A 23,258-nucleotide genomic window follows, 5' to 3' on the forward strand; every position below is an offset into this window, starting at 1 on the left:
AAAGCGCCTGTTAACGGACCCGATGAAAGCGCGATAAGCGAATGCCTTCATCAAGTCCTGGTGCTTGGGTTATTAAGGTTTTAATTATCCGGGTGCGAAATCCGGTAATGCTGGTTCGCCTGGATATTGTTTTCCAGTGAAATGCGCCCATTGGGCCAGTCCACGCGGATCTGGTCGATTTGCGTGTTTTCAGCTAAGCCAAAATATTGCTCCACCGGATTTTGCGAGATAAAGTTGCTGCCCAGGCTGATTTCCCGGGTGAGTTCCAGATCACCGGCATTGAGGGTGATCCTGGCGCCTGCCGCCTGGGTGTTCGGGCTTAATCCCTCTAAGGTCAGTGTCAGGGTATTACGGCTGCTGTCCGAATTATTACGGTACAGGATGGCGCTGTTATCATCGTTGTTGACGACAAAAATATCGATATCCCCGTCCCGGTCGGAATCAAAACAGACTATGCCGCGTCCTTGTTGCCGGTCTGTGATCCCGGAGGCAAAGGCGCTTTCGACAAATTTCAGCTGGTGATCATTGCCTGCCAGCCCGCTGCGATCCGAGAGAAATAACCGTGATTTATCATTGGCAAAGTCAAAATCAAACAGGCTCTCGTCCCAGCCGTTGACATGGAAGATATCGAGGAAACCGTCGCTGTTAAAATCGGCAAAACAGGATGCCCAGCCCCAGTCTCCCTGTTCCAGCCCTAAGGCATTGCTGGCATCGGTAAAGATGTTGCTGTTATCTCCCTGTTCGCTTTGGTTCAGACTCTGGTTCAGGTAAAGCCGGTTGCCGGGAGAGTCATAGCTAAAAATGGCACTGACAAACCAGTCCAGGTCACCGTCATTGTCGATATCCCCGACGGCTGAGCCCATGCCGTTTTCATCTTTGATCACTGAGCTGGTGGCATTATCGAAGCCGCCGTTGCGGTCATTGATAAATACCTGGCTGGTGCCAAAGTCGGCCACCAGCAGCAAGTCGGGATAACTGTCGTTGTTGATATCGGCAAAGGTGCCGGCAAAAGTATAATCATGATCCGGTCCCAACATGGCATTGCCGGTAGGAGTCTGAATGATATGCCCGGCCAGGCCCGAGTCTTGGGTGACATCAACAAAAACATTGTTGCCGGTATTGCGCCACAAGTGCTGTTTTTCCGTGCTGGCAGGAGTACCCCAGTGGGTGATAAACAAATCCACCAGGCCGTCTTTATCATAGTCGCCGAAGGAGGCGGAAATGGTATTGTCGGCGGCGGTGTCTGCTAAGCCCGAGAGATCGGAAATATCTTCAAAATAAATCCGGCCATTTTCATCCTGTTTATTTTCCAGCAGAAAATTCCGGTTGCCCTTGATGCCGCCGATAAAAAGATCGAGATCATTATCGCCGTCAATATCGGCAAATGCCGGGCCGCAACCCAGATGATTTTCAATGCTGATGCCGACACTGGCGGCAACCTCATCGAACTGGTTATTGCCCAGGTTTTTATAGAGCAGGTGCGCCCCGATATCGCCGCGGACAATGAACAGGTCGGTCAGGCCGTCGTTGTCAAAATCGCCGGAGGCGACGCCGCCGCAGAATTTTTCCATGGCCGTCAGGTTACCGGCTTGTTGGTAACCCTGCAGGTAATTTATCCCTGTGGCGGCGGTGATGTCCGTGAATAACTTACCGGGTGTCGCTGATGCCGGTGTTTCATCGACACCGGCATCAGCAGAGCTGTTGTTTGCAGAGCCAGACCCCGAGCCGCCACAGGCGGCCAGGGTAAGCACTATCGAAACAGCTAGTAATTTCGATAATGTGGTCATCATATCTACCTCTTAGAAAGAAGTATTGAAGCGCACGCCAAAGGTTCTCGGCGCGGCGTAACGGCCGGGGTTACCGGCGGCGGTACCGTTATCGAAGGACACGCTGGAGCGGGTCATCTTGTCGGTGACATTGTTGACATAGAAGTCCAGTGACCAGTCGCCTTCTGCCGGATAGAATTTCATGCCCAGGTTCATCTTGGTATGGGCTTCCTGGCCGGCGGCATCATCGCCGAAGTAGGTACCGGTTTGCTGAACATCGTTGATGGTATTGTTGATGGCGGAAGATACCTGGTTTTGATCGGTAAAGTAGATGTCATCGACATAACGGACATTCAACCTTGGGATATAATCGCCGTGATCCGTACTGAAGGCCCAGCTCAGGTTGGCGCTGAACTGCAGCTCAGGCGACTGGGGCAGGGTATTGCCGCTTAAGTCGTATAAGCCCGCCTGGGGTCCTTCGGTGATAAGTTCATTGCCCGGGTTATCGCCGCCGTTGTCTGAGATATAGTCGGTATAGCTGGCATCTAAGTATGAGCCGGCAAAGTCCAGGCGTCCGCCGTCACCGAATAACCAGGTGATTTCTGCTTCAACCCCTTTGATTTCGGCGGCGGCAACATTGGAGTTCACTATCTGGTTTTTGTCTTCATCAAAGCCAGAGCGGATCAGGTCTTCGTAGTCGATAAAAAAGGCCGCCAGGTTGATGCGCACATCGCCATATTCAGTGTTGATATCCGACTTGGAGCCGATTTCATAGCTGGTGCTGTTTTCCGGTTTGGTGGACTCGCCGCCGTCCTGGATCACCCCGGCGCGGTAGCCGGTGCCGACACTGGCATAAATCAAGTGATCTTTCATTTGATAATCGGCGCGCAGCAAATAGGTGGTTTTGCTGGACTCATCTTCGATATCATTGCGCAACGTGGCGGCACACTGGTTGCGGGTACGCTCCAGGCCTGTGTAGTCGTCCAGGCCGTCGGCCCCTTCCATACCTGTGCTGTTGTTAAGAAAATCTTCAAATACCGATAACTGGCTGCCGCCTAAGGTCGGACGGATAAATTCGTTATTACAATCCTGGATATTGCGGCCACCGCGGTCATATTTTAAATCATCGGTATAACGCACACCGGCGGTTAACGTCAGTTCATCGGTCAGCTGATAACCCAGTTGCAGGAAAGCTGCTTTGGATTCCGCGCCACGCGCGGGCTGGATAAAGGTGTTGCCCCCCTGCAACCAGGAGCCCTGGCCGTCGAAGTCGAAGCGGATATTGGTTTCTTCTTCAAAATAATATAAGCCCGTGGTCCAGCTTAGCGGACCATTGTCGGTATTTTGAATTTTGAGTTCGTGGCTGGTGGCATCCGAGTACTGGTATTCGGTACGGCCTTCCTGGAAGCGGGAGATCACCCCGGCGTCCTGATCCACTACCTGGTGGCGGTCAAGCTGGCTGTGACCGACAATATACTCGACATTGATGCCATCTGTGATGTCGTAGCTCAGGGTCGAGCGCCAGACATCAGAGGTTAAATCCAGGGATACCGGCGAGTCGATAAAGGCGTCGAAGTTATCCTGTTCCACCAGTACCGGATTTAACAGGATACCGTGGTTGCCCTGGTCGGAAAAGGTTTCAAAGGAGGCGGTCCAGGTTAAATCTTCGCTGATGTTCCATAAACCGGTCAGGCGCGCCGAACGGACATCGGTATTGTTGAGTTTGGTATTGGTATCGGCAACCCGGCCTATCTCTAAACCGCTGTAATTGTGCTCGCTGCCCCTGGGATCTGTGTCTATGGCATTGACCCAGCCGTCGTCCCGATCGAGGTAACCGGCAAGGCGGAATGATAAATTATCGGTTACCGGGATGGTGACACCGCCGGAAATTTGCTGGCGGTTATAATTGCCGAAGGTCATCTGGAAATCCCCTTCGAACTCGTCGCCGGGCTTTTTCGTTTCCAAAAGCAGGGCGCCGCCGGTATTGTTGCGGCCAAACAGGGTGCCTTGCGGACCGCGTAAGACCTGGATGCCTTCAAGATCATACATCAATGCCAGCGCTCCCTGGGCACGGGCGGCATAGACGCCGTCGACATAAACCCCGACCCCCTGGTCGCCGGTTTCCGTCGGGTTATTGGTGCCGACACCGCGGATATAAACTTTAATATCCGACTGATCTTCCTGGCCGGACACCACCAGGCTGGGTACGTAACCGGTCAGATCGGTGACATCGGCAATATTATGCTCGGTTAAGGCTTCCTGGCTCATGGCGGTTACGGCAATCGGCGTGGTCTGCAGATTGCCCACCCGGCGCTCGGCGGTGACTTGGATCACTTCTATTTCACGGGCCTGGTCTGTCTCTGCTTCGGCGGCGTGGACAAGTGCCGGTGTCGTGCAAACACCTGTGATTAAGGCGCAGCGGATGGCTTTAGATAAAAAACTTTTTTTATTGAAAGCCTGGCTTGTTGAATGCTTACTCATACTACTCTCCCCAGTTAGGTCATTCTTGTTTTGCTTTCCCGCAATAAAGCCTTATGCCTTTTCCACTGGACTTGTGATAAGCATATTTCATTGCGGGCGTTAAACCCAATCCCTGGCTGTTTACGGTGTATTCCAACCTTAGAGAACACCGCTCAAACTCGTTGGTTTTGAACTTAGTTGTGAACTTCAATGTTCATCTTTTTGCGTATTTTTTGTTGATCATGTTTTGCTAGTTCTGGCTCAGCTGCTTTTGCTTTTCGAGCCGAACAGGCCGTAATAGCCGATATAGAGGTAACAAAGCAGCGGCAGGATAAAGGACAGCTGGATGCCGATATTATCCGCCAGTATGCCTTGCAGCAGCGGCACTATCGCCCCGCCGACAATCGCCAGGCATAAGATGCCCGAACCCTGGCTGGTGTGGTGTTTTAACCCCCTTAATGCCAGGCTGAAGATGGTGGGGAACATGATGGAGTTAAATAATCCCACCAGCAAAATGGCATACATGGCGATATTGCCGGACAGGCTCATGGCGATAACCACCATGGCGGTTGCCAGCAGGGCATTTAGGGCCAGCAGCTTACCGGCAGCAACTTTTTGCATGATGATAGCGCCGATAAAACGCCCGACCATAGCGCCGCCCCAGTAATAGGCGATTAAGGCCGCCGCTTCGGCTTCTGCCATGCCGGCGATATTTTCTTCGCCGAGGAAGTTGATCAAAAAGCTGCCGATAGAGACTTCTGCACCGACATAAACAAAGATGGCGATCGCCCCCAGCATCAAATGGCGGTGAGACCAGATACCCGGCAGGTTTTTCTCCTGTGCGCTTTGTTGCTGGTGGCTGGCGATCACCGGCAAGTTCAACCGGGAAAAAATAAAAGCCAGCAGCATCAGGCTAAAAGCCAGCATCAGATAAGGGCCTTGCACTGCCTGCGCTTCCTGTGCCTTAAACTGGGCCTCGCTCAGTTGCTCCAGTCCTGTGGTCGCAGCCGTTAAAATCAGCACCGCGCCGAATAGCGGGGCAACTGTGGTGCCCAAAGAATTAAATGCCTGGGTCATGGTCAGCCGGCCGGAGGCGGTTTTACTGCTGCCCAGGGCGGTGACATACGGGTTGGCGGAAACCTGCAACAGGGTGATGCCCGAGGCCATAATAAACAAGGCGCCGAGAAATACCGGGTAGGCCTGCAACGCCGCCGCCGGGTAAAACGCCAGGCAACCGATACCGGCGATTATCAAGCCGAACACTATGCCTTTTTGATAACCGATTTTACGCACCAGGCGGCCTGCCGGCAGCGAAACAATAAAATAGGCGCCGAAAAAGCAAAACTGGATCAGCATCGCCTGGGTATAGTTTAGTGAAAAAACATTTTTTAAATGGGGGATAAGAATATCGTTTAAGCTGGTTAAGAAACCCCAGATAAAAAATAAACTGGTTAATGATACCAGGGCAAAGGCATATCCCGTGCGCTGATCATCCTGCCCCTGGTTTGAGGTATTGCCGTCGAGTCTGACCTCATCGGGTGAAAATGTGCCGGCCATAATAGCTCCTGCTTGCTTGTTGCGCCGCCTGAGCCCTTGGCATCGGGCGGCATTTGTCGGCGCTTCCGTGCAGGGAAGCGCTGACTAAGGTTGATATTAAAAAAGTCGTTAATTAAGAGATGAAGACTTAAGACATCAGTTGGCGAACAGGTTGCAGTTTGCCGTTTGCCCGCCTTTGGCGATCCGGACATTGGCAATACTGAATTTCACCGCAGTGCTGCTTTCAAAAATCAGCGGCTTCGTCACCTGCTCGGGCTTTAAACCTGTCTGGCTGAAGCAGGTCATGTCGATTGCCATTTGCTGCCATTGGGTTACCGGCAGTGCCTGTAATTGCTTGCTGATGTCGAGTTTGGCTGCGCAGTTTTCGCCGCAGGCCATGCCCAGGTATACCGCCGCATTTGGCGCCGAGCTGACCTTGACATCAAACACCAGCCGGCCGCCGGCCAAATCGAGTTGTGTCAAATCTATGCTCTGCTCGCCTTTTAGGTAGACCGAGGCGCTGGCGTTGCCCGACCAGGTAAATTCCCGGGTATCTTCCTGTTTTTTCCAGTCGACGGAATCAAAAACCAGGTTATCCGAGCCCGCCGTGGTGGCGTAATTACCGGTTACCAGAAGCTCCGGGTTGGCAGCATCTGCCAGGTAAAACTCCAGGTTATTTTCCGGGCGGCGGTTAAACAGGCCGTAGCTGTTTTCGCTGTCGGCACTGGCGGTTTGTAAACTGCTTTTTTCGTTAAGTTCGTTGCTGACGGTTAACTCATCTCGATAGTTCAGGCCATAGCCGTAGCTAAACAGCGGTTGGTAATCAGCTGCTTTGTTTTTTACCCCGGGAAAGTTCAAACTGTTTTGCCCGTCAGATGCCGGCCAGGAAAATGGCAGCTTACCGACAAAGTCATAATTGATCTCGCCATTGGCCTTGCTAAAGAGTACCTCGCTTACCCCGCGGCCTTCAGAGCCAGGCAACCAGGCGGCGACAAAAGCGTCTGACTGGTTCAGCTCGGCATTGACCCACAGCGGACGGCCGGAGATAAACACGGAAACTACTTTAATGCCTTGGGCTTTTAATGAGGTTAACAGCGCCAGATCGGTTTTATTGCCTGCCTGGTGTTCAATGGTGGTGATATCACCGTCATATTCGGCATAGGGTTGCTCGCCAAAGACAACCACGGCAACATCGGGTTTTTGCTTGAAGCTGGCATCTGTGCTTAATTCGACACTGCCGCCGGCGCTGGTTACCTGGGCTTTTATGCCGTCAAAGATAGAGCTGCCGCCGGGGAAGTCGCTGTTGCTGTTGCCGGTACCCTGCCAGGAAATGGTCCAGCCGCCGGACTGCATACCGATATTGTCGGCGCCGGATCCTGTGACCAGCACGTTTTGCCTGGGGGCAAGCGGCAAAATGTTGTCATTGTTTTTCAGCAATACCAGAGACTCTCTTACCGCCTGACGGGCAATATCCCTGTGTGCCTGCGAGCCGATAATATCATTGCCGTTATTGGCCAGTCGGGTGGCGGGAGATGGATTGTCGAATAAACCGGCGCGCAGTTTCACCCTTAAGATACGGCGCACGGCATCGTCTACCCGGGATTGCCTGATAGTACCGTCGGCCAGCTGTTTCAAGGTGTTGTGATAAAAGGCCTTCCAGTCATCCGGCACCATAATAATATCGACCCCGGCATTGATGGCGAGGGCACAGCTGTCATTGCTGCATCCGGGGAGCTTGCCGTGACCGTTCCAGTCGCCGACCACTAAGCCGTCAAAGCCCATGTGATCTTTTAATACCCCGGTCAGCAGGCTTTCGTTGCCGTGCATTTTACTGCCGTGCCAGCTGTTGTAAGAGGCCATAACGGTTTGTACCCCGGCTTCAAGAGCTGAAAAGTAGCCCTGGGCATGCAGGTCGATCAGTGCTTGTTCACTGCTGAGGTTATTGCCCTGATCTTTACCGTTTTCTGTGCCGCCGTCGCCGAGAAAGTGTTTTACCGTACTGATGACATGCTCACTGTCAAACTGGGTTTTACCCTGGCCCTGTAAGCCGGAAACGATCTCTGCGGAGTAACGGCTGACGATATCCGGATATTCGGAATAACTTTCATAGGTGCGGCCCCAGCGATCATCCCGGGCAACCGCAACGGTTGGTGCAAAAACCCAGTCGATACCGGTAGCGGCCACTTCGCTGGCGGTAGCGGTGGCGATTTGATGAATTAGCCCCGGGTTATTCATGGCCCCCAGGCCGATATTGTGGGGGAAAATCGTCGCGCCGATGACATTGTTATGGCCGTGGACGGCGTCTGTGCCCCACATGGTGGGAATGGTGGATCCGTCGAGGCTGTCGTCGACGGAAGCCTGGTACATGTCTTCTGCCAGTTGCACCCAGTCAGTTACTTTGGCGTGTTTGTCATTGCCCGGGAAAGCGCCGCCGCCGTTAAGATAAGAGCCGAAACCATATTGGCGCATGTCGGCAACCGTCATCGAGCGGATTTCCGGTTGTACCATCTGGGCAATTTTTTGCTCGTTGGACATAGTGGCGATCAGGGTGTCGATGCGGGTTTCCAGCAGCTGACTTTTTTCAACCCGGTGAATATCTTTCGGCCATAATGCTTTGGTGGCGATGCCCTGGCTTTCAAGCGATGTACTTGCGATCGGGTGCTGGCTTTTCCCTTCTGCATCGCCGCTTTGCTCTGAGGTTAAACAGGCGGTGACGGTCAAGGTACTCAGCGCAACCATAGTCAATTTGGTGCTGATATTCATGCTTTACTCGGCTCCCTTTATTCTTTTTTAGAAATCGTTGTTGTAGTTGTGCTTGTGGCTTCTCTTATCTGTCACTTGGCAAATACTGCCGGCTAATTCCTTCAGCAACGGGCTTTACTTGTTATGACAAACCTTAATGAACCAGCAAGATAATTTGTTACTGCCAGCATTCTAGATTTGCCTTCAACGCCTTGTCGTTCCAAAAGGGGAAATAACCTTAATCAGAACGTTCTGGTAAGAATGAGAACCTTTAAGTTGTTGATATTTAGTGTGTTATTGTTTTGTTGTTTTGAGGGGAAATCATGGTGACAAGGAGGTGATAGCGGTAGTTTTGGCTGATAAATCTTGTCAAAAAGAGCACAGCGGGCTTGTTTTCGGCAGTGTTAAAGCCGAAGAATAGCAGGTGAACCCGTTAACGGTTTTATCTTAAAGCGACCGGAAAGGGTTATTTTTCGGTGGTATTCTTAGCCGCTGTTTTTTGGCCCTGAAACTGCTTGCGGTACTGGCTGGGGGTGGTATTAAACTGCTTTTTGAACAGGGTGTTGTAAACCGATTTACTGTTAAAACCGGCCTCGTAGAAAATGTCGGTAATGCTGCGTTTACTGGCCGCTTCACGCTCCAGGGTTTGTTTGGCTTCATTGATGCGGTAACCGTTGAGGTACTCGTAAAAATTGACCTGGAAATGGCGGTTGATGGTACTGGATAAGTCTTTTACCGGGATGGATAGTTGCTCCGCCAGCCGCTCCAGCGAGATATTGGGATTGCGATAAACATGCTGCTGTGTCATCGCTTTTTCTATGCTGTGCACATAGTCCATATTCACCGGCTCTTTAGGCTTAACTTCTGTTTCATTTTCTTGCGTTTGCGCCCGGTTGGCGGCAGTAGTGCTGATGGTGGCTGCGCCTGCTTGTACATTACCCAGAGTTATTTCCTTAAAGGTTAAGAAAATCAGCATATTGATCAGCGCGAACAAAAAGTAATAATCGGATATGCCGAGGATCTCGAATACCCGGACATTCACCGGCGAAAACAGGCCGTAAACCTTGATCAAGGTCAGCAGTGCTTCCCAGGTGATGACCATGAAAAAAGCGCCGAGCAGGTACTTTATCCAGCTTTTCTCCGGGGATAGCTGAATCAGGTTTTTTCCTGGCGCACTGGCTTTGAGGGCGCCGGATACCAGTTTAAATGCCAGCAGCAGGTAAATGACCCGGCACAGTTTTGCTATGGTGTCGAACAACAGGTAATGCCAGCTATAGGTAAACTGATAGCTGGTGATTTGCTCGGCTTTTGCTGCCGGCTCCAGGGCATAATAAGCGCCGCTGATGTAAAACAAAAAAATGACTGCGGGCAAAAGATGCAGCAGCTGTTTTTTCTGCACCGAGAAGTCAGCTTTTACCAGGCTGCAAACGAACAAATACAGCAGCGGGCCGTCAAGAAAATAGGCAAAGTTAACACTGAAGAAAATGTTCGGCGACAAGGACAATACCCAGTGGCGGAAAGCGCTGCCCCATAAAATGAGTTCGTGCAGGGCGATCAGGCTATGGCTCACCAAAAAAGCCGCCAGCAATAAATGCCCTAAGGGTTTGACGTTTTTACTTACCAGCAGGAAAGCGCTAAAGGCCAGACATTCAAACGCCAGCAGCAATAACACCAGATCATGTAAGTTAAAGAGGGTTTTATCCATTAAGGCTTAATATTCCCGTCAGCAAAACATCTTTACCGTTTTCAGTTGATGTGAAAAACAGTGCTTGTAAATGCTGCAAAACTTGGTTGCTTTATCAAACTTGCGGGAAGAATACTATATTGGTTTGATATTATCCATAAAGGGATCAGTTAGATAACAACAAAAGCCGGAAAGTGAATCACTTAGCGGCTTTTGTCTTTTATTCTGCGCTTGGCTGTTATGCCTTATTCGGGATGATTTGAATTTCAACCCGGCGGTTGAGGGCGCGGTTCTGCTCGGTGTCGTTACTGGCGATGGCCTGAGATTCGCCGTAACCTGTGGTGTGCAGTCTGTCACTCTGGATGCTTTGTTTAACCAGGTAGTATTTGACGCTTTCTGCCCTTTTTTCCGATAAGGTCTGGTTAAAGGCGTCGCTGCCGGTGCTGTCGGTATGGCCTTCGATGCTCAGCAGGGTTTTATCGAATTTGGCCAGTACCTTGGCGATATCATCTAGGGTGTTATGAAAGCCTGCGGTAATATACGACTGTCCGGAAGCAAAGGTAATGTTTGAAGGCATGATCAAACGCAGGTTGTCGCCTTCGCGCACAACATCTATGCCCGAGCCTGCCAGCTCCTGGCGGAACTCCTGCTCCTGCTTGTCCATATAAGTGCCGACGGCGGCACCGGCAATGGCGCCTATGGCTGCGCCCCACACGGCACGTTTGTTTTTATGGTTGCTGGTAGATTTACCTAAAACCGCACCGGTAATGGCGCCGATAGCCGCACCTTTTTCGGCATTGGTGGCTGCACAGCCGGAAAAAATCAAGGAAACAGCAATCACGGGGATAAGAGTTTTTTTTGCTAACATATTAAATTGCCCAAATAAAAGTGAAAAAACAAACTTGCACAACAGCGGGTTTGCATCAATGGAGCGAATGATATCAAAGTTAGCTGAACGAGAGATGAATCAAAGGTAAAAAAGTGTGAATTGCAGGTGAAAAAGTTTTATTTACCTGAAATTGTTGTGAAGTGCATTGCTAAACATACCGGGAAACACTAGCTTAATGTTGTCCGGGCAAAAAGTAATCTTTTGTTCGTATGTTAATAATTAACAAGGAAAAATAATAATGAAAAGTAGTGTAATGTTAGCTATGGCTGCGGCCGGTATGATGTTGGCCGGTGCTGTGACGAGTGCGCCGGCGAATGCGAAAGATCCGAACAGCGTTGTATATCATGTGGCGTGTTATGATAGTTTCAACGGCTCTTTCCTATGGTATGAGCTGGCGGATTATTATGTCGAAGCCAGACAATACGCCGTTAATTGCACCAGCCAGGGCGGCAAATACGAAATAACCACCTTGCTTTAATTTTTCTCTGAATTAAAGATCTTTATGGGCCTGAGGTGGTTTCACCTCAGGCTCATCATTCAAGTGCAAGCGGGTTCCGCTTATTTACTCTCTGGTTAAAAACTCTCAGAAATAATCACAGTCAAGAAACCTTCTAATTGCGGATCTTGATAATTAAACGGATGTCTTGGTTTAAAGTAAATGCGCAATGAGTCGCAACTGCCTGAGGTGACCTCGCTTTGCGAAATGGCCAAAGTATCGTCAATATCGATTTCCCTGAAGGTACCGCAACGGACACTGAACCAGACCACGGCATTGTGGATTTGTCCAAGCACATCAAAATTTAACAGCTGGCCGTTATCGCCGACAACCGGAACCTGGGCGCTGGCTTCATAAACGGCATTGATGTCATATTGCCGCTTTAAATCTTCCAACCGGCAGTCATCATCGCTCCAGTCCCAGGAGTCTGCACAATAACCGTCCGTGCGGTAATAGCCGTATCGCATCGGATCCTCAAGCACATCCGCCAGGGTCGTAACCTCTAAGTCTTTGGCGAGATCAAAGGTAAATTTAGTCCCGACAATAATGGTTGGTAAGCTTGCCTGAGCCGTAAAGCCGTCATCATAAGTGTTATCCAGGTTTTCGGCAGCCAATATGTTTTGGCAATCCTGATACCGGGATTGAGTGTCCAGATCCCGGGTGCAATTTTGATAAAATGCCGTTAAATCTGAGCTCATGGCCTGATGGCTGAAAGCCGAACATAGGGTTGTCAGTATAATAATGCAGGGGTATTGAATCATTGCTTTCACGTATTTTCCTTTACATGTTTGTGTTTAAATTCCCGGCAAAATTATTGCACATTAAAGTGTCTATTTGATTAAAAAAATGGAATTAAAAGGTTTGTTGTTTTTTGGGGAGCAGGGGAGATCAGGCCGGTTTGTTTTGCTGAGTACCAATAAAGCGAGATCAGGGCTATGGTTAAATATAGTGTTGTTTCAGATAGATAAACCATAGTAGTAACGCTTGTCGGCAGGGTTTGATGCGGATGAGCCGGGGGGAAATCAGGTAGGATGTGATGAATAAAACATGGAATATTTCGATTGGTTTGCTTGGCGCCATAGTGATATTAACCGCCACCTTGTGGTTTAGCTTTTTCTCTGGCGAGATAAAACCTCCTCGTCCCGGTGATGTAGACAGAGCCGAACCGGCGCCGTCAGTATCGGTAAAAAGTATTCCAGGCGGGGTCGATGAGGCGCTAAAAGCCATGGTATCGGCCAATATTGCCTTTAATGCGCCTTCAGCCCTGAACCTTAATGATGGCTCACAGGTTCATCTGATACTGAGCCTGACAGACACCATCGCTGAACTAAAAGAGGTGATTGCGGCAGCGGGAGAAAAACATGGCGCCAGTATTAAAGTTGCTAACCGTATGGAGGCCAGGTTAAGCGGTTATCATTTTCAAATTACCCCGATCACTCCCGAGATCCAGGCGGTATCCAGGGAGTTGCCGACCCAGTGGCGCTGGGAAATTCATCCCAGGAAAACCGGCTTGCATAACCTGCATTTAACCTTGACCGCGCACCTGGAAATAGACGGGCAGGCAACTCCCAGGGCGATAACCACCTTTGATAAAAAGATCGCCGTGACAGTAACGGCCATGCAGCAACTTACCCTGTTTTTTACCAATAACTGGCAATGGTTGTGGGCAGCAATATTACTGCCTTTAGCCACCTGGTATTGGCAAAAGAAGGGGCATGGGGAAAAAAATAATAAATGAAGGTTCTGCCGGAGATATCGCCAAAAACAAGGTGAATGTATTTTATGGCTCTTAAATTCATGAGCCGGGATCGGTATTTTTTACTTGATGTGGGAAGTTATAGTAACGGCTGAAATTGGGGCCGGAGCACACAGTGCGTAGCTCCAGCCAGCTTTGTTGCCGATCGTAGTTTGAGTGGTTATGTGTTAACGACTGAATTCGCGCTGTTGCTATAGCTCTTGCATCAGCTGAATATAATTTCCACAGGTATCGTCAAGCACGGCAATCATGACGTTTCCAGCTTCCCTGGGAGGGATTGAAAATTCTACCCCCAGAGTGGAAAGTCTCTGATACTCTTTTTCTATGTCGTCAACAGCGAAGGAGGTCCATGGAATACCTGCCTCTTTCAGGGATTGCTGGTACAATCTTGCGGGCTCAAAAGCCATGGGCTCTAGCAAAAGCTCAACTCCGAATTGCTCTTCGGGGGATACCACAGTCAGCCACTTGTGCTCTCCCAAGGGGACATCTTTTTTCTTGATAAAGCCTAAAACTTGCGTGTAAAAATCCAGCGCTTTGTCTTGATCCTTAACGGGTACACTCGTTACGTATATTTTGATCATATCTTCGAAACTCTCTATTAAATTCAGAACGCTTTAAGAATAGTCAGGATCAGATCGGAAAACTTATTCTAGATTGCTGTTATGGAGACGTCGATACTCTCTTGGCGTATAACCTGTACATTTTTTAAAGACTGATGAGAATGTTGACACACTTTCATAACCAATATCGAAGCAAACCTGAGTGACAGATAAACCTCTTCGTATCAAGCTTTTGGCCTTTGAGATACGTAAATCTCTTAAATAGGCTCGGGGTGTTAAACCGTACACGCGCTGAAACATTCTGACGTAGTGAAATCTAGACATAAACGCTGCTTTAGCCAGATCATTTAGTTCTACCCTGTCAGAATAGAATTTTTCCATGAAAGCCTTTGATTGCCTTACTTGTACATATTGCTCTGGTCGCAATGAATTCTCGCTATATATACGATCCAGTTCACTCTCAAAATATGTTTTTGATTTTTTAGACATTTGGAAATTTATGGCTTTAAGGCAGCTAAAGTCTGGTTTTACACATAATGCTTGTGTATAAGGATTTTAATAAAAGTTTTCCTGCCTAGCGACATTTTTATTAAAACTCTTGGATGACACACTAGTTATGTGAGTATTTAGCGGCGAGATGCATCTTTAAGCCGAACATGGATATGTTGAATTTTTCCAGCATGAATAACAACATCCTCCAAGCCTGAATACTCTATACGTTCACCTGCTTGAGTTTCACCTTCAAAGTCAAAATCGAAATGGATAATTCCGGGCTTTATTTCCTCCATACTTTTAACTTTCCATTGGAGTTGCTTATAAGAGCCGTGATGTAATCGTTGCATGGCCATAATATCGTTGACTCCAAGAAACAGTTCATGTTTCGCGGAATAGAAAGTCGAGTTATCACGAAACATTTTTGTTATCTCATCGAAATCACTTTCATTTGATAATTTAAAGTAGTGGTTTGCAATATCTAAAGGTTTCATCGTTACCCCAAATGTTATTAACAGTTATATTAGTTTGGTATATTTACATAAGGCTCTACTTTGCGGGCTGGTGAAACTCAATTACATTTTTATCAGGATCCCTGATAAATATGAAAGAGGCTCCACTTGGCACGGTAATCGGCCCTTCTGTTATAACGCAGCCTAAATCTGTAAGCGCACTTTGAACTTTTATAAGATCTTCGACTTCGAGCGCTATATGAGTGTACCCCGTATGCTTTGGGGTAATATCCATCAATTGATTTAGGGGCTTATCATCGTCGGAATTTAGAATAAAATTTATATTCACTCCGCAAGGATGCTCCATAATAGCTACAGGCTCAGGCCCAACCGGGCCTACGATAAATTTAAACCCGAGCTTTTCATAAAAGCTACGCGTTACCTCAAGATCTGTAACTCTGAGGCCCACATGATTTATGCGCTTGATATCGATCATGCAATCTCCGACTATTCTCAATTGTTCACATTGGGGTTACCCACAAAAAGCAGACACGGTCTATGCGCAAATGCAGCGCGAACTCCTAGATTAACTTAAAACATTGTGTTGTTGTTTTTAGGTTTTTCTGGAACAGGTTGCCCGACCCCCCAGTGCTCGACAACCATTCCATCTTTCATTCGAAAAATATGCATAAGAGCGGCTCCACGAGAGTCCGGTGTGCGCTTTACATGAAGGTGTAACCAAACGAGATCACCCTCGGAAGCGCTTCGCTTAATAGACATTGAAAGCTTTGGGTATTCTTTATACCGACTTAAGAATAAACGGAATAATCCTTCCCGGCCACCGCTTATATGGGGTGAATGCTCAACAAAGTCTTCGGCATAGCACTCATTTCTTAATATATTAATCCTTTGCGAAGGTTTAAGGTCGTTTCTATTTTCTAATATTTCCATACAGTATATGGCTTTATTCAGGTTTGACTGTTCTAAAGAACTGTATGACTTTTCATTTGCCCGACAAACCAAAGAAAAGGATAAAACTATAAACCCCGTAAAAATTAACTTAAGCACTTTTTGAGCATTCATTTACAACTCCTTTATAAATACATATTTTTTCAGTCAATAATGACCAGCATAACGCCCTGTTAACAGGCTAAATATAGTGGCTAGAATTAGCGACGAAGGAGCAAAAGTCAACTGTGTTTTATTCTTGTTAAACAACTTGTTACAAGTTAATTTCCGCAAACCTGAAGACAGGGAAGTTTAGAAGAGGTGTACGGCTTTACAGAGATCGAACCTGTAATATCAGTTTTAACTCGTTAGATAACGGCATTATGGAAAATCAATAATTCTGACCACACCCGTTGTAAATCACCGGGCTTTATAGCTTTCCATTTTAGTTATTAAGAAATCCCAAAACGCCTTGATACGGGCTGTGTTTCTTAGATCCTTATTAGCAATCATCCATATAGATGAGTTGTACTTAGCGTCCAGTCGATACAGTTCCACAAGATCATATGAATCATCAGTGGGCAACAAAGCGATTCCTTGATCATTAAGGGCAGCGTTCAAAGCGGTAGTGATAGCATTACAGTATATAGATTTGCTGTTGTGTTTAATCTGTTTCTGATACCAGTGCACTGCCGGGTTATCTAAATGGATGTAGTCAATTGCTCTCAGGTCTTTAATTTCTGACAACTGAACCGTAGGGCTGTATCCACTCGTCTTCAGAAAATGTTCAGATGCATAGATACTCAAGGTTACCTCTCTTATTTTGCGTGCAATTAGATTTTCCGGCACGGTATGACTTGCCCTGATTGCAATATCCGCATCGCGATGTTCGATATCTAGCGTCTGTTCACTTTCAAGGATCTCAAACTCAACATCGGGGAACTGTCTGCGAAATTCGCTTACCCATTCGGGCAAAGTAACAGTTGCCATTGTTGAAGGCGCGGTAATACGAATTAAACCTTGAACTTTTTCATGTTGCAGCGCACTGTTGATAAGGATGCCATCGGCCAGCGATTCCATTTGCTTAGCACTGTCCAAAACAGTTCGCCCCGCCTCCGTCAGTTGGTAGCCTTGACGACTAACAATAAATAGCTGGGTTGAAAGTTTGCTTTCAAGCTGCTGCACCCGCCTCCACACAGTGGTTGCATTGACACTTAACTGCTCAGAAGCCGCCTTTAGCGTCTTTTTCTCCGCAAGCGCGATAACCACCTTCAAATCGTTCCAATCCATAATATTGCCCTGGTGCTGCATTTGTGCAGTATAAGATTGCATTTTTGCCAATTTAATTGCAATTAAAGAATGCATAAACTGTACTCGTCATTTAACGAAACAGGTTTACCTCCATGAAAAAAAGCATAATTATCTTTTACCTCATTTCTTCTTTGTTCGCTTTATTAATGGCGGCTTCAGGCATGGCCAAATTGACGGGGCAGGAAGACTTAGTTCAGGCAACGGCTGAATTAGGCTATCCCGTTTATTTGTTGAAAATCTTAGGGGTTGCCTATTTAATTGGCGCCATTTCTATTCTGCAACCCAAGTTTGAAGCGCTTAAACAGTGGGGGTATACAGGTTTCTCAATTGCGCTGATTGGCGCTGCGGCATCACACTTATTGGCGGGGCAAGCATTTAGCACCGCTTTACCAGCTATTGTCTTGTTAAGCGTTTTAGCAGTTATTGTATTTTTGAATACAAAACTGGTTCATCCGTAATTTTCCTTTTGAGGGAGAGCTTAAAAAGCTCTCCCTACTTCAAGGGGCAATGTCTGACGTCAATGAGATTTGATCATTTCTGAAACGCTTTTTTCCTTTTCTGTTGCTTTCTGAGCAAGCGGAGATGCAGGAATTTATATTGATTATTTGGGGGGCAAACCCAAAAAGAAATGAGATTAGCAATGTAAGTTATATTATTTGTATATTCAATTAACGGCCTGCTAATGGACAGACGCCGAGCAGCTGAAGCTGTTCAAGCCAAAGTATCCTGGCCGAGCATTGAGTAGTTAACTGTTTCTATTAACATACTTGAGAACCGATACTATAACTAAACATACAATCCCCACTAGATCGATAATCGCGACTTTAAATATTGATGCATTGTAATCACCGGCTGCCCAAACAAAGTAGATAAAACCCAGCATAGAAATAGCGGCCATAACCATAGCGGCCATTTGGTAAGCAGGCTTAAACACAGAGTAAAGTATAAACCCGCCAATAAGCCCAAAGAGTAAAGCTCGGTGACGCATTAAGATAATGATATCGTTACCCATTAACTCTACTGAATATGCGCCCGATAATGTTTCTGCTGAAAGCACGCCAATGACAGGCAAGAAATTTATTACACCGACAATTAGCAGAAATATTGAGATTGTTAATTTCATAGCCCGCTCCACGATAAAGCAGTTAACGCCTTAATAATTAATGTGCTAGCAGTACGATTTTAATTATTTTATTTTCCTTTCCCACAGGTAAGTAGCTAATTTCAAGGCAACTGTCATTTTTCATAGCATTACCAGAGAACTCTTTTTCATAGAAAAATGATGTATTAGTATAATTGTTGTAGGAAAACTCTATGCCTTCTACTTCGAATGTTGCTGTATGCCCTTTTACATTGTCTAGCCTATAGTTTTCGATACAGCCAGATACAACGGCAAATTTTCCGGCTTCGATTAGTGCTTTAATACCGCTGTCTCGTTGATATTCAGAGTATGTGGCAAATAGTGATATGACAAAGGTTGCGCAATAAGCAGTCAAAAACCATTCTCGAGAGACTTTAATTAAACTAGACACCAAGTCAGTAGCAATCGGGAGCTTAACAAATACAACAAATAAAAATGCAAATGGAAAAATCCACAAAAAGTAGTCAGCACTTGGCTCAATATTAATTTCGAAATAAGGACTCATACTTACCAGGTACAATACCTAACGCCGCCATAATTTGCCACTTGGAGCGCAGCATAAAGCGGTCAAATTGATGACCATGTTAGGTGAAAATCTTAATTTTTGCTAAGCTCTACAACCATTGGCTTACCACCAAAACCATGTTTATTACACTTAGCTCGTACTATTACCTTAGACATTTCCGCTGGTATTTTGATATTACACTGACTACGTGTAAATGGCTGCTCATTGTTATGGGGGTGATGAAGTTTACGATATCCAAGTTGATTACCCTCTAAATCTATCACTTCCCACCCGTCAGCATAATGCTCCCAACCTTGATCATTATGTCGAACTGAAGTTCCAAAACACCAACTATCACTAGATTTTTTAGTCACCAAAACATCTGTAACTTGAGCAAAATCTAAGGAAGAAGAATAAGTATCTACATCAAATTTTGATGCTAATACTGATGATGTAAAAAACGATAATATTAATAATAATCTCATGTAAACTCATCTCACCTAATGCTGCCAGCAGGGGCCGACGGAGCGTAGCGGTTTGGCTGTCCTTGTTAAATTTTTTATTCAACTATTAACTCCAACCCCATTGAATTGCCATCAAATAGTGCACTATGTTCAGCGGTCCTAATAGTGAATACTGCACTTATGACAGTATCTGATGGCATTGATATTAAAGTATAAAGTTCATTCTTAGTTGACTCTGAATATTTGAAAACTACTTTATCATCAAATGAGAGTAATTCTACTCCTTTTCTTGAGCAAATAAGCTCAATGGAACTTGCCTCTGATTCGATTATCTTAGTATTACCAAATTTAGACTTTTTAATAGATCTTGCTAAAGAGGCAAAGTCTAAAGCCGAACCAGTAATACTTATAGTTTGATTGTTTGAACTAACTTTCAGCATGGGGAAATTTAACGCTGCACTGTGATATGACTTTATGTGCTAATTCTCTTTTTTCATTAAACTCAAAAGCTGATTCTTCATGATCTAGAATGAAATCTCCACTCATAAAATATGGAAACTTTTCTGACTTTTTAAGTAGAAGCTCATATTTAATAGTTGCATGCTCAACATAAGGAGAAAAGTTATTTTGCTTATTAGTAGCACAATTATTAGAGTATTCTTCCAACAGCCTTGAAGCTATTAAAATCTCTCTATGATAGTTATTTATTTCTGTTTCAAGAGCGGCTCTACTGAATTGAAAGCTCGCCGCCCCATAACCTAGAATAAAAAGAAGAACTAATGTTAATGATTTAGTAGACAGCAGATTGATCCCCTTGAAACCTAACGCTTGTGTATGAGGATTTTAATAAAAGTTTTGGCGCGTAGCGGCATTTTATTAAAATTCCTGTATGACACACTTGTTATGTTTTTATATTCCATTTAAAACACCCCATAACTTGCCCCAACGATCTAGCTTTTCATCAGAACATAGTAACCGCGGTTGAATTTGAATTGATTCACCAAGTTGGTTGGAACTATGGAGTAAACTCGAATTAACAGCGCCACGTAGTTGACCATTTAAATTGCGACCTACCGCTAAGAAATCACCACAATAATCGCAATAATAGAAATTTGCCAATTGATCACCATTTTGAGTGATCGATGTTTCACCACCGACAAATTTAATTATCATATTTGGATCACTTATAATCTCTGATGGATTATTTTGACAATAATTGCAGTCACAAACCCGCGGATTAAACTCTTCCAGCGACCTCGTTACTTCTACTTCAACTTGCCACCTATTACAACTGCATGAACCTTTGTAATGCATGATCATAAAGACCTACTGCTCATCAATAACTCTGGCATATAACGCTCGAAACGGCGGCGCGCTTTTTAGCGTCCGCTGGTTTTGTTTGTTATTGGTTGCCAGCTGTAACCACAGACCTGGCAACGATAAAAATAACTTGAAGCGTTAACTGAAGGTGCCAAAGGCACTAACCACCGCTACACACCAAGTCGTGAATTTTGAGCCTGGCACTACAGCCAGAACAAGCTAATGACTTTAACACCTTTAGTACTTTTGAAAAAGAACGGAGAAAGTCTATTAGCGGGAACACCTAACTGTTCCGGCGAAAAACCACCTGAAATACACGCCAAACCAGGCTAGGAAGCACTGGTATTTCCAAAAATTTAGCATAAATTAGCGGTGGCCGAATAACGCCCATTTAAGGGGCTGATTAATAGTTTGCTAAAATGTGTAGCGAAGCAAAACCGAGCAAGCTGTTAGCTGTCCCGCTTTAAATTCTTGTTATGTACTGACCGGCAATTCAACACTATGTTCGGTTGGCTGTGGTGTTATTGTCATGACTTTAACACCATTAGGTGATTCAAAACGATGCCAAACGCCTTTTGGAATAACCAGCATTTGACCCGATGATAGATTGTTTCGCTGTTCCACATTATTCTTCAAAAGAATTAGAACCGTTTCTCCACCTAAGACCTGAACAAACTCGTCACCTTGTGGATGCCGTTCCCATTCACTAAAGCCGGAGTAATGTGCAACATAAATACCACCGTCCCTATATTCAGATAATAGAGCAAACGCATCCTTTGCTTCTACATCAGTAGTTTCCGGCGTTCTGCCATTAAGAAAAGTCACGTTTGAGAATTGTTCATCGATTGTGATTACTTCAGACTTCGACATTTATTCGTTCCTTACAGGTACATAACGCGGCCTTAAAAGGCAGGTATCAAAAGGGTCACCCATTGATTTACCCCCTTGATTTAAGTCGGCTTACATAAACCATATGCATAATCATCTCTGTAGTGATTATTAATTAAGGTGTTTTGTTTTAAGCGGCTCTCACGAATAAAGTATTCTTTCTCTAGCAAGTTAAATGAGCCAGAATTATGTACAGAACAAAAAGCAACGAGTTTATTTAGCATTACGGTATCGAATGCATACTGCTTAATAAGTTTAAGCGCTCTGCTACCAACACCTTTACCCTGAGCATTTGCCTTAATCATAAAACCTACTTCAGCAATTTTAGCTTCATGATTGACGATTCTAAGCGATATGTACCCCAACTTTTCACCATTTACGATTTCAGTGATACTAAAAGAACGCCATTTATCACTTTCAAATTTCCATGGTGGCAATCTTGCTTCAAAAGAAGATTTAGCCTGCTCATAAGTCAAAGGATCATAAACGTGTTCCATCATCTTTGGGCATGTAATAATTTCTAGAAAAAGCTCAAAATCAGAATCTTTAAATGGTAAAAGTTCGATTCTTTCATCCGCAAGTTGCATGACACTTCCTTAGGTTTTATAACACCCTCATAAGGGGCTGATAATAGCTTGCTAAACTGTGTTGCGAAGCGGAACCGAGCCAACTGTTACGAATCCGACGTTAAGGCTTTGTTATATGCCATTAAATAGTCAAAAATCTTATCTGTAATGGCTTCTAACTTTTGCTGGGTATTTCCACCTGCGACATTTGTTACGATGAAAATACCTATATTTTTCTTCGGATAAATAGCAAGCCAACTAGACGTGCCCATTGAACCGCCGCTTTGGTATAGCATTTGTTCATTTGAATCATATTTATATGTGTTCCAAGAGAATGCCATACCATGACCCGTCCAACTCTCATTCAGAAGTTGATGAGAAATAGCCACCTCAGGTTCTGAGGATAGTTGATGTTGAATATAATGCGTGACAGACTCAACGTTTGAAGTTAACCCTCCATCAGCAAACCAATATGCACTGGCCAAAGGCATTTGATTACCATTTCCATCTGTTCCTACCGTAATTTCACCTGGCTCAAAGTTAGTACCTCTGAATTTCGTGTGCTTCTCTCCAGACTTGGTTGTAATGATTTCAGAAACCAGTAATTCAAAAGGCTTTTGGTAAACAGACTCCAGAATGTATCCAGCTAAATTAGTACCTACAGGTGAATATTGATAGTCCTCGCCAGGTTTAAAGTTAAGTTTCACTTTTTTAAGATCATCAAAGTAATTATCTCTGGAATACTTTGACATTTTTTCAAAAGCAATGCCTTTTGCTCTATCTTCACTGCTATAAGCAAAATTTTGCGGGAGCCCACTGGTATGAGTCATAAGATGCCGTAACGTTATATATTGATTGGACAGCTCTAAATTTTTGTATTCGTTACTTTTGAGGTAATGACGAATATCTTTATCAAGCTCAACTTTCCCGTCTAGAATGGCTTTAGCAACAACTAACCCAGTATAAGTTTTAGTTAGAGAGCCAATTTCGTATATTGTTTGGTTATTAGGAGTATCTCCATTACTTAACGTCCCTAAATGATATTGGTAAGTATTTTCTGAATCTACAACAGAAATTGAGACCACCTGCCCAACATTTCCATCAATAAATTCAATGACTTCAGCTTTCGTATTTGACTCAAAATTAATTGCATCCTGACTTTTACAGGAAGCCAAAACTGTCATTAATGAAATAACAAATATCAATGATATGGGTTGGGTTATTAATCGATTCACAAAAACTCCTAAGTTTGAAGCTCGACAGGCATATAACGCCGCCAGCA

General features: G+C 45.5%; 24 protein-coding genes. 3 read left to right on the forward strand and 21 right to left on the reverse strand.

Annotated elements, in window-relative coordinates:
• Nucleotides 1–80: 80 nt before the first annotated feature.
• The 6 genes from SG35_RS04515 to SG35_RS04540 form a co-directional block, all read right to left on the reverse strand.
• Nucleotides 81–1,790: a CRTAC1 family protein gene (locus SG35_RS04515; RefSeq protein WP_084692605.1), complete on the reverse strand. Its 1,710-nt coding sequence runs from the start codon at nt 1,788–1,790 to the stop codon at nt 81–83.
• A gap of 9 nt (nt 1,791–1,799) precedes the next feature.
• Nucleotides 1,800–4,247: a TonB-dependent receptor gene (locus tag SG35_RS04520; protein WP_053042892.1), complete on the reverse strand. Its 2,448-nt coding sequence runs from the start codon at nt 4,245–4,247 to the stop codon at nt 1,800–1,802.
• A gap of 240 nt (nt 4,248–4,487) precedes the next feature.
• Nucleotides 4,488–5,783 carry a sugar MFS transporter gene (locus SG35_RS04525; protein WP_044831840.1) on the reverse strand — a complete coding sequence of 432 codons (1,296 nt, stop codon included), beginning with the start codon at nt 5,781–5,783 and terminating at the stop codon, nt 4,488–4,490.
• 135 nt (nt 5,784–5,918) lie between these two features.
• Nucleotides 5,919–8,525, reverse strand: coding sequence for a glycoside hydrolase family 3 protein (locus SG35_RS04530; RefSeq protein WP_044831839.1), 2,607 nt, complete (start codon nt 8,523–8,525; stop codon nt 5,919–5,921).
• Nucleotides 8,526–8,970: 445 nt separating this feature from the next.
• Nucleotides 8,971–10,209: a helix-turn-helix domain-containing protein gene (locus tag SG35_RS04535; protein ID WP_044831838.1), complete on the reverse strand. Its 1,239-nt coding sequence runs from the start codon at nt 10,207–10,209 to the stop codon at nt 8,971–8,973.
• A 217-nt stretch (nt 10,210–10,426) separates the two neighbouring features.
• Nucleotides 10,427–11,056, reverse strand: coding sequence for a YiaD family glycine zipper/OmpA-like lipoprotein (locus SG35_RS04540; protein ID WP_044831953.1), 630 nt, complete (start codon nt 11,054–11,056; stop codon nt 10,427–10,429).
• 259 nt (nt 11,057–11,315) lie between these two features.
• Between SG35_RS04540 and SG35_RS04545 the strand changes: the two genes are divergently transcribed.
• Complete coding sequence (locus SG35_RS04545) at nt 11,316–11,555, forward strand: hypothetical protein (RefSeq protein WP_044831837.1); 240 nt, start codon at nt 11,316–11,318, stop codon at nt 11,553–11,555.
• 95 nt (nt 11,556–11,650) lie between these two features.
• Here SG35_RS04545 and SG35_RS04550 read toward each other — a convergent pair whose 3' ends face one another.
• On the reverse strand, nt 11,651–12,343 hold the full coding sequence (locus SG35_RS04550) for a hypothetical protein (protein ID WP_044831836.1): 693 nt from the start codon (nt 12,341–12,343) through the stop codon (nt 11,651–11,653).
• Nucleotides 12,344–12,609: 266 nt separating this feature from the next.
• Here SG35_RS04550 and SG35_RS04555 point away from each other — a divergent pair, with 266 nt between their 5' ends.
• Entirely contained in the window at nt 12,610–13,311 is a 702-nt protein-coding gene (locus SG35_RS04555; RefSeq protein WP_044831835.1) for a hypothetical protein, read from the forward strand.
• A 209-nt stretch (nt 13,312–13,520) separates the two neighbouring features.
• Here SG35_RS04555 and SG35_RS04560 read toward each other — a convergent pair whose 3' ends face one another.
• The 6 genes from SG35_RS04560 to SG35_RS04580 form a co-directional block, all read right to left on the reverse strand.
• Complete coding sequence (locus tag SG35_RS04560; protein WP_044831834.1) at nt 13,521–13,910, reverse strand: VOC family protein; 390 nt, start codon at nt 13,908–13,910, stop codon at nt 13,521–13,523.
• A gap of 63 nt (nt 13,911–13,973) precedes the next feature.
• A complete protein-coding gene (locus SG35_RS32070) occupies nt 13,974–14,378 on the reverse strand; it encodes a helix-turn-helix transcriptional regulator (RefSeq protein ID WP_084692603.1) in 405 nt (134 codons plus the stop codon).
• Between the two features lie 137 nt (nt 14,379–14,515).
• Nucleotides 14,516–14,875 (reverse strand): hypothetical protein, encoded by a 360-nt coding sequence (locus SG35_RS04565; protein ID WP_044831833.1) that lies wholly within the window; start codon nt 14,873–14,875, stop codon nt 14,516–14,518.
• 55 nt (nt 14,876–14,930) lie between these two features.
• Nucleotides 14,931–15,329: a VOC family protein gene (locus SG35_RS04570; protein ID WP_044831832.1), complete on the reverse strand. Its 399-nt coding sequence runs from the start codon at nt 15,327–15,329 to the stop codon at nt 14,931–14,933.
• A 95-nt stretch (nt 15,330–15,424) separates the two neighbouring features.
• Nucleotides 15,425–15,916: a nuclear transport factor 2 family protein gene (locus SG35_RS04575; protein WP_053042891.1), complete on the reverse strand. Its 492-nt coding sequence runs from the start codon at nt 15,914–15,916 to the stop codon at nt 15,425–15,427.
• 285 nt (nt 15,917–16,201) lie between these two features.
• The gene (locus SG35_RS04580; RefSeq protein WP_044831831.1) at nt 16,202–17,146 is read right to left on the reverse strand and encodes a LysR family transcriptional regulator; all 945 of its coding nucleotides are present in this window, start codon (nt 17,144–17,146) and stop codon (nt 16,202–16,204) included.
• A gap of 38 nt (nt 17,147–17,184) precedes the next feature.
• On the opposite strand from SG35_RS04580, the gene SG35_RS04585 reads away from it, so the two are divergent.
• A complete protein-coding gene (locus tag SG35_RS04585) occupies nt 17,185–17,550 on the forward strand; it encodes a DoxX family protein (RefSeq protein ID WP_044831830.1) in 366 nt (121 codons plus the stop codon).
• Nucleotides 17,551–17,837: 287 nt separating this feature from the next.
• On the opposite strand, the gene SG35_RS04590 is transcribed toward SG35_RS04585, so the two are convergent.
• The 8 genes from SG35_RS04590 to SG35_RS04625 form a co-directional block, all read right to left on the reverse strand.
• Nucleotides 17,838–18,215, reverse strand: coding sequence for a hypothetical protein (locus tag SG35_RS04590; protein ID WP_044831829.1), 378 nt, complete (start codon nt 18,213–18,215; stop codon nt 17,838–17,840).
• 37 nt (nt 18,216–18,252) lie between these two features.
• Nucleotides 18,253–18,738 (reverse strand): hypothetical protein, encoded by a 486-nt coding sequence (locus SG35_RS04595; RefSeq protein ID WP_044831828.1) that lies wholly within the window; start codon nt 18,736–18,738, stop codon nt 18,253–18,255.
• 92 nt (nt 18,739–18,830) lie between these two features.
• The gene (locus SG35_RS04600; protein WP_084692602.1) at nt 18,831–19,223 is read right to left on the reverse strand and encodes a hypothetical protein; all 393 of its coding nucleotides are present in this window, start codon (nt 19,221–19,223) and stop codon (nt 18,831–18,833) included.
• 74 nt (nt 19,224–19,297) lie between these two features.
• Nucleotides 19,298–19,642 carry a hypothetical protein gene (locus tag SG35_RS04605; protein ID WP_044831827.1) on the reverse strand — a complete coding sequence of 115 codons (345 nt, stop codon included), beginning with the start codon at nt 19,640–19,642 and terminating at the stop codon, nt 19,298–19,300.
• A gap of 469 nt (nt 19,643–20,111) precedes the next feature.
• Nucleotides 20,112–20,375, reverse strand: a complete 264-nt coding sequence (locus SG35_RS04610; protein ID WP_274055325.1) for a hypothetical protein — start codon at nt 20,373–20,375, stop codon at nt 20,112–20,114.
• A gap of 621 nt (nt 20,376–20,996) precedes the next feature.
• Nucleotides 20,997–21,392 (reverse strand): cupin domain-containing protein, encoded by a 396-nt coding sequence (locus tag SG35_RS04615; protein ID WP_044831825.1) that lies wholly within the window; start codon nt 21,390–21,392, stop codon nt 20,997–20,999.
• Between the two features lie 80 nt (nt 21,393–21,472).
• Nucleotides 21,473–21,997, reverse strand: a complete 525-nt coding sequence (locus tag SG35_RS04620) for a GNAT family N-acetyltransferase (protein WP_044831824.1) — start codon at nt 21,995–21,997, stop codon at nt 21,473–21,475.
• 86 nt (nt 21,998–22,083) lie between these two features.
• On the reverse strand, nt 22,084–23,211 hold the full coding sequence (locus SG35_RS04625) for a serine hydrolase domain-containing protein (RefSeq protein ID WP_053042890.1): 1,128 nt from the start codon (nt 23,209–23,211) through the stop codon (nt 22,084–22,086).
• Nucleotides 23,212–23,258 lie beyond the last annotated feature (47 nt).

The organism is Thalassomonas actiniarum (assembly GCF_000948975.2).
GTDB lineage: Bacteria > Pseudomonadota > Gammaproteobacteria > Enterobacterales > Alteromonadaceae > Thalassomonas > Thalassomonas actiniarum.

Excerpts from the sequence above, each read along its gene's own strand:
- SG35_RS04515 (WP_084692605.1), bottom strand. The coding sequence starts at position 1,790 with ATGATGACCACATTATCGAAATTACTAGCTGTTTCGATAGTGCTTACC.
- SG35_RS04520 (WP_053042892.1), bottom strand. The coding sequence starts at position 4,247 with ATGAGTAAGCATTCAACAAGCCAGGCTTTCAATAAAAAAAGTTTTTTA.
- SG35_RS04525 (WP_044831840.1), bottom strand. The coding sequence starts at position 5,783 with ATGGCCGGCACATTTTCACCCGATGAGGTCAGACTCGACGGCAATACC.
- SG35_RS04530 (WP_044831839.1), bottom strand. The coding sequence starts at position 8,525 with ATGAATATCAGCACCAAATTGACTATGGTTGCGCTGAGTACCTTGACC.
- SG35_RS04535 (WP_044831838.1), bottom strand. The coding sequence starts at position 10,209 with ATGGATAAAACCCTCTTTAACTTACATGATCTGGTGTTATTGCTGCTG.
- SG35_RS04540 (WP_044831953.1), bottom strand. The coding sequence starts at position 11,056 with ATGTTAGCAAAAAAAACTCTTATCCCCGTGATTGCTGTTTCCTTGATT.
- SG35_RS04545 (WP_044831837.1), top strand. The coding sequence starts at position 11,316 with ATGAAAAGTAGTGTAATGTTAGCTATGGCTGCGGCCGGTATGATGTTG.
- SG35_RS04555 (WP_044831835.1), top strand. The coding sequence starts at position 12,610 with ATGAATAAAACATGGAATATTTCGATTGGTTTGCTTGGCGCCATAGTG.
- SG35_RS04560 (WP_044831834.1), bottom strand. The coding sequence starts at position 13,910 with ATGATCAAAATATACGTAACGAGTGTACCCGTTAAGGATCAAGACAAA.
- SG35_RS32070 (WP_084692603.1), bottom strand. The coding sequence starts at position 14,378 with ATGTCTAAAAAATCAAAAACATATTTTGAGAGTGAACTGGATCGTATA.
- SG35_RS04565 (WP_044831833.1), bottom strand. The coding sequence starts at position 14,875 with ATGAAACCTTTAGATATTGCAAACCACTACTTTAAATTATCAAATGAA.
- SG35_RS04570 (WP_044831832.1), bottom strand. The coding sequence starts at position 15,329 with ATGATCGATATCAAGCGCATAAATCATGTGGGCCTCAGAGTTACAGAT.
- SG35_RS04575 (WP_053042891.1), bottom strand. The coding sequence starts at position 15,916 with ATGAATGCTCAAAAAGTGCTTAAGTTAATTTTTACGGGGTTTATAGTT.
- SG35_RS04580 (WP_044831831.1), bottom strand. The coding sequence starts at position 17,146 with ATGCATTCTTTAATTGCAATTAAATTGGCAAAAATGCAATCTTATACT.
- SG35_RS04585 (WP_044831830.1), top strand. The coding sequence starts at position 17,185 with ATGAAAAAAAGCATAATTATCTTTTACCTCATTTCTTCTTTGTTCGCT.
- SG35_RS04590 (WP_044831829.1), bottom strand. The coding sequence starts at position 18,215 with ATGAAATTAACAATCTCAATATTTCTGCTAATTGTCGGTGTAATAAAT.
- SG35_RS04595 (WP_044831828.1), bottom strand. The coding sequence starts at position 18,738 with ATGAGTCCTTATTTCGAAATTAATATTGAGCCAAGTGCTGACTACTTT.
- SG35_RS04600 (WP_084692602.1), bottom strand. The coding sequence starts at position 19,223 with ATGAGATTATTATTAATATTATCGTTTTTTACATCATCAGTATTAGCA.
- SG35_RS04605 (WP_044831827.1), bottom strand. The coding sequence starts at position 19,642 with ATGCTGAAAGTTAGTTCAAACAATCAAACTATAAGTATTACTGGTTCG.
- SG35_RS04610 (WP_274055325.1), bottom strand. The coding sequence starts at position 20,375 with ATGATAATTAAATTTGTCGGTGGTGAAACATCGATCACTCAAAATGGT.
- SG35_RS04615 (WP_044831825.1), bottom strand. The coding sequence starts at position 21,392 with ATGTCGAAGTCTGAAGTAATCACAATCGATGAACAATTCTCAAACGTG.
- SG35_RS04620 (WP_044831824.1), bottom strand. The coding sequence starts at position 21,997 with ATGCAACTTGCGGATGAAAGAATCGAACTTTTACCATTTAAAGATTCT.